8 protein-coding genes are annotated in these 11,866 nt (G+C 38.2%); 7 read left to right on the top strand and 1 reads right to left on the bottom strand.

The features are described from left to right. Window positions 1-22 precede the first annotated feature (22 nt). The 7 genes from BLP63_RS14075 to BLP63_RS14045 all read left to right on the top strand — a co-directional run bounded on the left by BLP63_RS14075 (window position 23) and on the right by BLP63_RS14045 (window position 11,452). Window positions 23-361 carry a hypothetical protein gene (locus tag BLP63_RS14075; protein ID WP_092592680.1) on the top strand — a complete coding sequence of 113 codons (339 nt, stop codon included), beginning with the start codon at window positions 23-25 and terminating at the stop codon, window positions 359-361. Window positions 362-610: 249 nt separating this feature from the next. Beyond that, entirely contained in the window at window positions 611-1,456 is an 846-nt protein-coding gene (locus BLP63_RS14070) for a GIY-YIG nuclease family protein (protein WP_092592678.1), read from the top strand. A gap of 485 nt (window positions 1,457-1,941) precedes the next feature. Next, window positions 1,942-4,167 (top strand): hypothetical protein, encoded by a 2,226-nt coding sequence (locus BLP63_RS14065; protein ID WP_092592676.1) that lies wholly within the window; start codon window positions 1,942-1,944, stop codon window positions 4,165-4,167. Window positions 4,168-5,101: 934 nt separating this feature from the next. Further along, window positions 5,102-6,127, top strand: a complete 1,026-nt coding sequence (locus BLP63_RS14060; RefSeq protein ID WP_092592674.1) for an NERD domain-containing protein — start codon at window positions 5,102-5,104, stop codon at window positions 6,125-6,127. A 354-nt stretch (window positions 6,128-6,481) separates the two neighbouring features. Beyond that, window positions 6,482-8,473 (top strand): ATP-binding protein, encoded by a 1,992-nt coding sequence (locus tag BLP63_RS14055; protein ID WP_092592672.1) that lies wholly within the window; start codon window positions 6,482-6,484, stop codon window positions 8,471-8,473. After that, window positions 8,466-9,824, top strand: coding sequence for a sigma-54-dependent transcriptional regulator (locus BLP63_RS14050; RefSeq protein WP_092592670.1), 1,359 nt, complete (start codon window positions 8,466-8,468; stop codon window positions 9,822-9,824). The genes BLP63_RS14055 and BLP63_RS14050 overlap by 8 nt, the downstream gene beginning before the upstream one ends. A 257-nt stretch (window positions 9,825-10,081) precedes the next feature. Further along, a complete protein-coding gene (locus BLP63_RS14045; RefSeq protein WP_092592668.1) occupies window positions 10,082-11,452 on the top strand; it encodes an alanine/glycine:cation symporter family protein in 1,371 nt (456 codons plus the stop codon). Between the two features lie 145 nt (window positions 11,453-11,597). Here BLP63_RS14045 and BLP63_RS14040 read toward each other — a convergent pair. Then, on the bottom strand, window positions 11,598-11,866 hold a 269-nt coding region (locus BLP63_RS14040), incomplete at its 5' end, for an IS3 family transposase (RefSeq protein ID WP_139159840.1).

Raw genomic sequence — 11,866 nt, 5'->3', positions numbered from 1 at the left:
TTATTCTGAAAGGATTGTTTGAATGGTGCTTTATGAAATGGCCAGAGATGCTATGAAGTTACTTCAAAAGTCAGACAATATTGAGCTTATTCAAAAATTAATGGATATTCAAAAAGAAAGTTTGGAAATGTTTGAAGAGAACATACGACTCAAAGCTGAAATTAGAGCATTTAATGAGGTTAAGACTTTAGATGAAGATCTTGAATTTAGAGACAACTGTTTTTTCAAAATATCAAATGGCGAAGGGCCCTTTTGCATAACCTGTTGGGGAAAGGACCGTAAGTTGATCAGAATGCAAATTGCTGATGACTTTGCGCTTTGTAATGTTTGTAAAACCGGCACATGTTTTACAAACGAATAGACATTCCAGATACGCGAATGTTCTGCTCTAGTACATATACCTACGATTCGGGACCAGTCAGCACGAGTGAAATTGATGAAGTCGTTCTGCAGCTTCAGCCTTAAAGTATGTCTTTTGTCGATGGTTGTTTTGTCTGTGTTTGCAGGATTATGACAATCGGCATAGACAGCTTTTATGGTTGTATACGGACCTTTTAGTCAGATAGCGCTAAACATAGTACATCAATGAAAAAATGCCTGAGGTGAGCCAATGGGATCATTGTACCTAAGTGACATATTGAAGCGAAACAATCTAGAACCGGATAGAATAAAGCTCCTGAGGCACTCAAAGAACCACTCAAGATTTAAGAAGTGCTATGATTCAGAGTGTATGGATGTATATCAGAGCATTCAAAATAAGGGATTCTTCGACAAATTCGATTATGTCTTGTCCTTCGTTAGTGAGCCGGGGACCAGTGCAAAGTTTGTAGGTTGCTATTCAATTGGGTTAGGTGAACCCATAAATGCTTCAATGATGCCAACGGGTTTTCCGGTTCCGGAGATGTTTGTTGAGGATAGCTACTTTTATGATCTCCAGCCTACTGAGCTGCTTGGAGATCTTAGAGAAAGGTTGATCATCGATTGGGGTAAATCAGTGGTTTCGTGGCACCAAAAAGCGACGAATGAAAAGGCTGTCTTAGCGATTCAAGCGAATCCCAAAACAGCTTTCACTGGTTATGAAAATGCAGTTTTATCATTTAAAGAACTGAAAGACATTATTGAGGACAAGACATTGTATGAGAATTGGCATACCGCACTGTCATCCATCTATTCGATCTATCTGATCACGGATGTTTCAACGGGCAGACATTACATAGGTTCCGCTTATGGGAAAGGTGGGCTGTTGGGTAGATGGGAACAGTATGTTAAAACCTGGCATGGAGGTAATAATGGATTGAAAGAGGTTTTAAATATTGATCCTGAGGGATATAAGAATTTTCAGTTCAGTATTCTGCAGATCCTTCCTAAAACAGTTACTGAGGATGAGGTTGTATTGATTGAAAACCTGTATAAGAAGAAGCTTGGGAGTAAAGTGATAGGCTTAAATAAGAATTAAAAACGATTTGGTTTCGGGCGGATTGACCATCGGTTGAACTTATTGGAATGACCATGATCGCCTGTAAATGGTAACACCAGTGAAGTTGGAGAAGTTGTTAGTTAAAGATTTAAATATATGCAGTGAAACTGGCATCGCGAGTGAAATTGATGAAGATGTTTTTGCTGAAATGGAGCAATTTCAGACTTCTCAAAATAATTTAACAACATCGTTCCGAAAACTGTATTAGATCCGGGTGTGATTGGAATTTTGCTTAAACTGAGTATTCCGTACTATTTTGAGCCACGTGTCCGGTACAGTTGAGCCGCAGGGAATGCGGACAAGAATATTCATAATTTCTAACTTAAGCCATTGGCTAGTTGACACGCCTTTTGCGGTAGAACTTTGTATAGTCACGCCAATTGTCATGTGGGGGGAGGGATACAGCGTAAGTTCGCCTCTCGTTAATATGACAGTTAGAGAAAGTCGGAAGTGAGGAACAATAAGTGAAAAAAATAACGATAAATCTTGAGAACTGCTATGGTATAAAAAGACTTCAGGAGACATTCAATTTTGAATACTTAAATAAAAAAAAAGACATTGAAAAATCAAGTTCAATTTGCATCTACGCCCCAAATGGTATGATGAAGACATCATTTGCAAAAACATTCTATAAATTGAGTAAATCAGAAACACCCAAAGAGGAAATTCATGACAAGACAACAGTATGTGAAGTCATGATTAATGGTGAACCGATAAAACCAAACGAGATTTTTGTAATTAAGTCGGCTGTAGATATGACTTCAGAACCTGAGCATGTATCAACATTGTTGGTTGATGAAGATAAAAAGAGAGAGTACGAGAGTATATTTAAGACAATTTTAGAGCTTAAGAAAACTTTTATAATAAAAATGAACAGATTGTCGGGTATTAAAAAGGAAGATGTTGAAAAAGAAATACTGAATGATTTTGGAGCTGAGGACATATACAAGTGTTTGCAATCAATAGATGTATCTTTATACAATGATGATTTTTCTGACTTAAAATATTCCGAAATTTTTGATAAAGATGTCATAGATTTTTTAAAAACAAAAGAAGTACAGGGGAACATTAAAGACTACATGGAAAAGTACAATTCGATTATTGAGGAGTATCCGTTTTTCTCTAAAGGGAAGTTTAATCTTACTCGAGCGGATAAAGTAGTTAAAACGTTATCGGATGAAGGTTTTTTTGTTTCTCAAAATTCTGTTATGTTAACAGGCGAGGATCATCCTCTTTCTGAATTGGAACTTAAAGAAAAAATTGAAGAAACCCAAAACAAGATAAATTCCAATGCTGAATTGAAAAAAATTAGGAGTCTACTAACTGGAAAGGCTAAATGCAAAAGGTTTGAAGAAATCATTGAGGGAATGGATGACGTAAGTACTTTTTTTAATGAAATTGTTGATATAGATCAGTTTAAGAAAAAAATATGGGTTTCATACTTTAAGAGTGAAGCCGTATTCAGCAGTTATATAGAAGAGTACAATGAAAACATTGTAAAATTAAATGAAATTGAAAATCTAGCAGAATTCGAGAAAACAAAATGGAAAGTAGCCATTGATAAATTCAATGACCGATTTGGAATCAGATACATACTCGATATTGAAAATAAAAAAAGTGCAATTGTTGGCAAAGAAGTACCTAGTGTTGTAATTAAAACCATGGATGAAGAAACAGGAGAATGGAAGGTATTCAAAAGAAACGAACTTAATGGATTAGATGTATTGAGCCAAGGTGAAAAGAGAGCACTTTATCTTCTTAACATCATTTTTGAAGTCGAGGCACGAAAAGAAAGCACGCAAAAGACATTATTTATAGTTGATGACATTGCAGACTCATTTGACTATAAAAATAAGTATGCAATAATTCAGTATCTACGTGAAATTTCAGAAGATCCAAATTTTTACCAAATAGTATTAACACATAATTTTGACTTTTTTAGAACTCTACAAAGTCGTTATATTAAGTACAAGGATTGTTACATTGCAGTAAAAGATGAACAAGGAATACGACTTGAAACAGCAAATGGAATTAAGAATCCATTTATCCTGGATTGGAAAAAGAATCTTAAAGATAGAAAGAAGTTGATTGCGTCCATTCCTTTTGTAAGAAATATTATTGAGTACACTCAAGGAACTGACGGAGATAATTATCAAGACTTAACATCTTTATTACACTATAAACCAACAATTAGTGAAAATATTTCAATTGAGAGAATCAGACAAGTGTTTTGTCAGGCAATCCCAAACATCATTTTCCCTGAATTTGAAACAGACACACCAAGTATCACGACAATTATTCAGACTGAAGCCGCTGAATGCTTGCATTCAGCCGAAGGCATCAACTTAGAAAATAAAATTGTTTTGTCGATTGCGCTAAGGTTGAAAGCAGAAAAGTATATGATTGATAAAATTTCAGATGATGAATTTATTGGAAGACTGTTTGAAGATTGTAAGGAACGGAATGGTTCCCAAACATATCCAATATTCAAAAAGTACTTTGAGATGTTTCCTGATGATGATAAGTGTAGAAAACTCATTGATGAAATAAATTTGACGACCCCTGAGAATATACACGTTAATTCATTTATGTTCGAACCTATATTAGATATGTCGGATGCACATTTGAAAAAGATTTATGCTCAAGCATTAGAGTTGCTCAAAATTGAAGATAGAAAAATAGTGATTTAACCGTCCTTTACAGATCCCTACGGTGGCCCGTACCTGGTAACAGCAGTGAAGTTGCGGAAGTTGTTCATAAAAGAATCCTGATATATCAAGGCTTTCAAAGGACACCTTCTAAAAAACGAGTCAATCTGTACCTGGGAAAGCTCCGAAAAACTAAATTTTTGATCGAAAAGGCAAAATTTCGATCGCTATAAGCGTTGGAAATGCTATGTTCTAAATTTTCTAAAATTGCCTATTTCAAAAAATGATGACTTTTTCCGAGGTTTCCTTGGTAAGAACAGTGAAGTTGGGGAAGTTGTTTGTGAAAGAATGTCAATATATGAAGGCATTCAAAGGACAACGATCAAAAAATGAGCCGTTCTGGACCGAGAAAAATCAAAGAAATTTCTGAAATTGACCAACGATTAAGATCGCCCGTACTTGGTACCAGCAGTGAAGATGCGGAAGTTGTTTGCGGAAGAATCCTGATATATCAGGACTTTCAAAGGACACCTTTCAAAAAACGAGGCAATCTGTACCTGGTACAGTCAAAGAAATTCCGGAAATTGATCTGCAATTAAAAATAACCCATTATCTTAAACTTGGATAATGGGTTTAAAAAGAATTCGAACTTCCATATTTTTCAATTCGTTGTGAGGATGGGGAATAGGAACCATCGGCAGAGTCTTTGCTTTGAGAAGAAGGTGGTGGCAGATTTGTATTATGGCAGCGATATTATCACATAAGTATTCCGATGATTCAGAGCCACTTAATCCAGTCCACAGAGCCACCCAATCTGATCTTGAGAGCCACCGTGTATTGGACTGTGAATCAAGCGCAGAGAGCCCTGACAGTAGCATTAAAATCCCCTCAAAAGAATGTATGAATGTGCTGCTCGTATAGCAACAATCTTCCAATTTTGGTATCCTAAAAGAAAAGCAACGAAAAGGAGACCACCATGGGTATCTTCGATAAAATGAACGGACCTGTATTTCTCAAGGAATCCAGTGATGCCAGTCAGCAGCTTGAACAACTGAATCGCCTGCATCAAAGCGCTGCAGGCAATGTGAAGAAGCAGCTCGAGCTCGATATGAAGCTGCTATCTTACGGCATTTCTGGGGAGGAAACCATTGCTTTCGAGCTGAAAAACAGCTTTATGCCGATGGTTGTCCTCCACGACCTCTTTCTTGAACATGAAGGCTTAACCGCTCAAATCGATTATTTGGTCGTGACCAAGAAAAAGGTTTTCGTTATTGAATGTAAGAATTTATTCGGCAATATCGAAGTCAACAGTAATGGTGATTTTATACGGTCGATCAGCTTTAATGGAAAGGTGAAGAAAGAAGGCATTTACAGTCCAATCACCCAAAATCAGAGGCACATGGATCTGCTGAGAAAGCTGCGGAAGGACGACAAGTCAAACCTCCTATCGAAGATGCTCTTTGATACCTTTTTCGAGGAGAATTATCAGTCCATTGTAGTCTTGGCCAATCAAAAGACTGTGATCAATATGAAGTATGCGAAGAAAGACGTTAAAGAGAAAATCATCCGGAGTGATCAACTGATTGACTATATGAAAAGGGCCAATTCTAAAAGCAAGAATGAGCCAACGTCGGATAAGAAGATGCTTGAAATTGCTGAGTCTTATCTTGGTTATCATAAAGAGAAGTCAATTGATTATAGTCAGAAGTATCAGTTGTTGACCGATGCGCAGGAAGTCGAGGACGTTATTAATTTGATGCCGACGCCTGCGGTAAGTTTGGAGGAAACAGAGGTATACAAGCGGTTAAAAGAGTATCGTTTGAAGAAGAGCAGGGAAGAGAATATCAAGGCTTATTACATTTACAACAATGTACAAATGGAAGAGCTGATCCGTGCCATGCCGAAGACGATTGAAGAAATGATGCAGATTTCTGGCTTTGGTGAGGCGAAGTGCGCGAAGTATGGGGAGGATATTTTGGGGGTGCTGGAGGGGTTTAGGTAGGGGTTATAATACTTTGAGCGACTTACTACTTTTGATTTAGTAAAAAGCTGTGATATTAAAGAAAATGCGGCATTGTGACAAAAATAGTCATCAAATGCGCCTGTTAATCTCACGGTAATAAGTCGTGAAAAGAATCAGATCTGCCCTTAAAAAAGCACCCTATACATTTTGATTTGATACTGACAAAAGCAAATTTGCTTGAAGGCATTATTTGTTGAGTTCATCCTTCGTGATACACTCTATAATATGGTAAATGCCGAAAAGATCGTTGAATCGTAGATCGTTTAATTTAATTTTGATTAAGCAGATCTGATAATATAATGATAGTTATGACTGGCGAGTGAAGGGTTGATAATGTTGAAGAGATCAACGTGGGTTATGGTGCTGCTGCTTGTATTATCCTTTTTTGCACTGGTAATCAATCAATATTTTTTACTGGCATATGATCTTACCATCTATGAGTATACACAGAGTACTATGCCATTGACAGAAGATGAAAAGGATTATCTGAAAGAACGCACACCTTTGAGGTTTGCGTCTGACAACAATGCACCACCCTTTGCTTATGTTGATCGCCAGACTGGACAGTATCAGGGACTGGTGCTTGATTATGCAAGCGCACTGTCTGTTCAGCTTGAAACGGAAATTCAATTTACACCAATGTCCTGGGAAGATGCCGTTCAAAGCGTCGTCAATGGTTCGGCTGACCTGTGCGATATGTTTCCAAGCGAAGAAAGAAAGAAAACCATGATTTTTTCTGATGTACTATACACAATAAGGGCTGTGGCGCTTGTAAATATGGATTCTCATATTGCCGAGTTTGAGCATGAAATTATGGATATAAGCGTTGCTGTTCCTGCTGGAGATTATGCTCTCGAGTATTTGGCTATTCATATGCCAAAAGTTGAAGTGGTGGAAACAACGGACATTCAGCAGGGGATTAGATTGCTTTTAAATGGTAAAGTGGATATGGTCGTCGGAGATGAACCTGTTGTGCTTTATCATATTAATCAAATGGAAGTCGATTCGTATGTCAGAATATTACCCTCTATGGTTTATGAACAGGATGTGTGTTTGGCTATTAATCCGGAGGAAACTACTCTAAAAACCATAGTAAATAAAGGTATTTTACAGTTAAAGAAAACGCGTTTCTTAGAAAAAATACAACAAAAATGGTTTGGCATTTCTGCGCCGATTGAGAAGAATGTTATCCCTGCAAATCTTCTTCTTTGGACACTTGTTATAGTCAGCTTGCTTGTGATTGGTGTGTTAGTTTTTACCATATGGACCAACACACTAAAAAAAGAAATTCGAAAACGCACGATAGAGTTAACAAAGAGTAGAAATGACCTTGTCAGCACTATAAATTCCTTGTCGGATGCGATCGTGGTTGTTTCTGACAGAAATAAAATTCGGTACTCCAATCAAGCATTTAGACAGCTTGTTGGGAATGAAGAGAAATTGATTGAAGAAGAGGAAGCTGACAACTTCCCTATATTGGTGAATATTCTAGCAACAAACAAATATTCAAATGAGTTTTTATATAAAGGACATTACTACATAGCAAGTTTAGTTTCAATGGAAATGGATGAGGATCTAAAGCTCATTAGCATTAAAGATATAACAGATATGAAAAGCAGCCAGCAACAAATGCTTCAACAGGGGAAAATGATTGCGATTGGACAACTGGCAGCTGGTGTGGCGCATGAAATACGAAACCCGCTCGGCATTATTAGAAATTACAACTATATTCTTGAGTCCAAAACAAGAGGTCAGGATCCTATCATAGATAAGTCGATTCAATCCATTAATAGTGCGGTGAGCCGAGCAGTAAAGATTGTGGAAGCGCTGCTGAATCACTCCAGGATTTCAGATGACCAATTAAGCGATTTTGTACTGAGAGAACAAGTAGAGTCGATCTTGGCACTTGAAAGTGACATACTTAAGAAAAACAGAATAGAAACGTCAGTGGATTGCCCTGAGAATTTGCATATCAAACTCAAAAGTCAGTCTTTGCATCATATACTCATGAATTTGATATCTAATGCAGTTGATGCAATGCCAAACGGGGGAGAGATTCGAATTAGTTGCCGCCTTAATGAAGATAAGAACATTGAGATGATTTTTTCGGATACCGGAGAAGGCATTCCTGAGGATCGAATAGATTCAATTTTCCACCCGTTTTTTACCACTAAGGAAGCAGGTAAAGGAACGGGTCTTGGGTTATATATTGTGTATAACGAGGTAACTAAAAATGGCGGCACCATTCGTGCAGAAAGCATCTTAGGCATAGGAACGACATTCATCATTAGACTTTTTATGAGGGAGGCTGAAGAGCGTGTCTAAATTTAAAATAATGATCGTAGATGATGAAGCTGAATTCCGTGATGTTTTTCAGCTTATTCTAAGTGATCAGGGTTTTGAAGTGGTTTCTGCCTCCTCGGGAGATGAGTGTTTGAAGCTATTTAAACAAGATCCGGTAGATCTTGTTGTCACGGACCTTAAAATGCAGGGAATGAATGGCATTGAGCTTCTTGAACACTTAAAAACTTTGGATCCAGAGTGCGCAGTAATAATCATGACAGGTTACGGGACTATAGACAGTGCTGTTCATGCTATGAAAATAGGCGCTTTTGGTTACATCATTAAAGGTCATTCTCCTGAAGTATTGCTTTTGGAAATACAAAAATTGGTCAAAATGAATCGACTTGAGAAATCAAATCGGAGAATGTTGGATTGCCTTAACACGCTGCCTTGGCTTTTGGAATCAAAAAGCGAAAAATTTAATCAAGTACTTCAGCTTGCTAATAAGGCCGCTGTAAGCAATGCGAATATTTTAATCACGGGCGAGTCCGGAAGTGGAAAAGAAGTTATCGCGAACTATATTCATCATTTAAGCGAGCATCGGCAGGGGCCTTTTGTGGAAGTTAATTGTCAGGTGTTTTCAGAGAACACAATAGAGTCAGAGTTATTCGGGCATGAAAAAGGGGCCTTTACCGGTGCGCTCGATAAACGGATTGGAAGATTTGAAGAGGCAAATGGTGGAACACTATTTCTTGATGAAGTCGGAGAACTGTCGCCTGCAGTACAGACAAAATTGTTGAGGGTACTAGACAAAAAATCATTTGAAAGAATGGGAAGCAATAAGAAGATGACAGTAGATTTCAGACTGATATGTGCTACAAACAGGGAGCTACGCATAGAGGTTGAAAAATCAAACTTCAGAGAGGATTTATTTTACCGATTAAACACCATTATGATTCATGTCCCGCCGCTTAGGGAGCGTCGTGAGGATCTTCCGGAACTGATTCAATTCTTTTTGGAGCGGTTCAAGCTCGAAACGAAAAAGAGAAACCTTGAAATTGATCAGTCTATGTATGATACTCTGGTTCAGTACAGTTATCCGGGGAATATACGAGAATTGAAAAATATTATTGAACGTTTAGTGGTACTTAGCGAGGATGGTACGATTTCCGCAGGAATGAATAATATGATCGGTATATCAAACGATTCAGCGAGAGAAAGTATTCCGATGGAGTACCAACCCAAACCTCTAAGGGTATTTAGAAAGGAAACTGAACGGCGACATATTGCATCGACCATTGATTTCTGCCAAGGTGATTTAAAAAAGACAGCGGATACACTTGGAATCACCCGGCGCCAATTGTTTAATCTGATGAGGGAGCTATCATTGTAGGTTAAACTTTGTATTGCGATCAAAGGATTCAATTTAATGTTTTTACATGAAACAGAGAAGAGGAAATAAATTTCCGAGCAAGCAGGAAATTTATTTCCTCTTTTTGAGTTTTTAGGTTTTCATCAAATGTAACAGAATTTGCTGCAATTACTTAAAGCAAGCAGGTTGAAGGCTTAAGCAAAAGTATTCAGATATGTTCTTTACTTGGCGTGAATATTGCATTTAAATAATTTATCAAATATGGAGGAGGTAGTTATATGGAAAAGATTACTCAGATTAATGATTTTCTGAATGGTCTGGTGTGGGGTCCTTATATGATTGGGCTTATACTTTTTACTGGTGTATTGTTGACCGTCAGGCTTGGTTTTCCACAAGTTGTAAACTTTAAGTACATCATTAAAAATACACTGGGCAGGATGTTCAAAAAGCCTGAGGCTGGTGAAGGAGACATATCTTCAGGGCAGGCGGGGTTAACTGCAATTGCGGCAGTCGTAGGTACAGGTAATATTGCAGGTGTTGCAACTGCTATAGCTATGGGTGGTCCGGGCGCCGTTTTTTGGATGTGGGTTTCGGCATTCTTTGGAATGGCCACAAAATTTTCCGAAATAGCATTAGGCATTAAATACAGAGAACGCCGCAAAGATGGTACTTACAGCGGTGGTGCGATGTACTATCTTGACAAGGGTTTAAACAGTAAGTTTATGGCAGTTTTTTTCAGCGTCATGGTTATCATTACATATTTTATTATTGGTGCAATTGTCGATACAAATTCAATGGTGTTATCCTTAGAAGAGCAATGGGGGATTGAACCTTTAATCAGTGGTATAGTGCTAGCTGTACTTGCGGGAATTGTTATTTTGGGTGGAATCAAACGCATGGGTCAGGTTTGTGAGATTCTTGCACCTTTTATGGGTGGTCTGTACATATTGGCAGGTATAGCTATTTTGCTGTTAAACATTACTGAGGTTCCAGCTGCAATTTTAACCATTATAAAAAGTGCATTTAATCCAGTAGCTGCTACAGGCGGATTCGCTGGATCAGCAATTGCTACAACTATTAGAATGGGTTTCGCTAGAGGTATGTTTTCAAATGAAGCTGGTATGGGAAGTTCGCCAATCATTCATAGCAGTGCGCGGGTCAATCATCCGGTAGAACAGGGCATTTGGGGTGTTGCAGAGGTCTTTGTAGACACAATGCTAATCTGCTCAATCACGGGTATCGCTATTGTACTTTCTGGTGAATGGATGACGGGTATTTCCGGCCCTGCACTTACGATGAGAGCATTTGACAGCACACTGCCAGGAAATGTTGGCAGCTACATTGTTATGGGGTCTGCAGTATTATTTGGATATTCATGTCTAATATCTGCTAACTTTTATTGTGAGCGCGCTGGTGAGTATTTGTTCGGTCCTAAAGCAATACTTCCGATCAGGCTGCTTTGGATCGTGTTCATAGTCATTGGTTCAATTGGTGGTCTGGAGTTTGTTTGGGCTTTAGCTGACACCGCAAATGGACTGATGGCGATTCCTAACCTCATTGGTCTTATACTGTTGAGCAGTACAGTGGTTAGTTTGAAGAAGGATTACTTCAATAGTGAAGAGAAGAATAGAATTAATAAGGTTGGATAAATAGGGCATGAATCATTTTAATGACCATCGGCAAAGAACTGTGGCCCTTAAAGGTGCGGTGAAGTGAAGTGCCCCCCGTCAAGTAGACAGTACAAAAAACAAAAGCATTTGATGCCGCTAACCCTTTTATGGTTGGCGGTATTTTTTATGCTGCAATATTTGATAGATATTGCCTGTATTCAAGCGGTGTCATACAATCCAGTCGCTTCTGATACCGCCCGTTGTTATAGAAATCTATATATTCAGATACTGCGGATTCAAGCTCTTCATAGGAATCAAACTTCCTTAGGTAATACATCTCTGACTTCAACATTCCCCAGAAGGCTTCCATTGGGCCATTGTCAATGCAACGAGATACTCGCGACATGCTCTGTACCATCCCTGCGTCGTCCAGCTTCTTTCTGAAGTGTTTTG

Source organism: Acidaminobacter hydrogenoformans DSM 2784, assembly GCF_900103005.1.
GTDB lineage: Bacteria > Bacillota > Clostridia > Peptostreptococcales > Acidaminobacteraceae > Acidaminobacter > Acidaminobacter hydrogenoformans.
The sequence above is the reverse complement of the archived record's forward strand: the minus strand, read 5'-3'. Positions and strand labels throughout refer to the sequence as shown.